General features: G+C 62.0%; 1 protein-coding gene. It reads left to right on the forward strand.

Annotation, left to right across the window (positions count from 1 at the left end):
• Positions 1-14: 14 nt before the first annotated feature.
• Positions 15-462, forward strand: a 448-nt coding sequence (locus AC0C6X_RS30160) for a CoA transferase (RefSeq protein ID WP_472956710.1), incomplete at its 3' end; no start/stop codon positions are given.

Here is a 462-nt window from a genome sequence, read left to right on the forward strand (position 1 = left end):
GGAGGACAGTCGAAATGANATCGATCGCGCGCTCCGCGCTTCCGCTTTCCGGCGTTCGGGTGGTTGATTTCGGGCAATATATTGCCGGCCCGGCTGTTGCCATGATCCTTGGCGATCTTGGCGCGACCGTCGTGCATGTCGATCCGCCCGGTGGCCCGCTCTGGGATAATCCCGCCAATGCCATCCTCAACCGCAACAAGCTGATCATCACCCTCGACCTCAAGACAGAGGAGGGGGTGGAACAGGCAAAGGCGCTGGTCGCCGAGGCCGATATTGTTGTTGAGAATTTCCGCCCCGGCGTGCTCGCCCGGCTCGGAATCGATTTTGCAGCGCTTCGCAAGGCGCGGCCGGAGCTGATCACCCTGTCGATCCCCGGTTTTGCCTCCGACGATCAGCTTCGCCGTGACTGGAGGGCCTTCGAGGCGGTAATTGCGGCGTCCTCCGGCGTCTTCACGGATATGG

This window comes from Ensifer sp. VA4, from assembly GCF_055710065.1.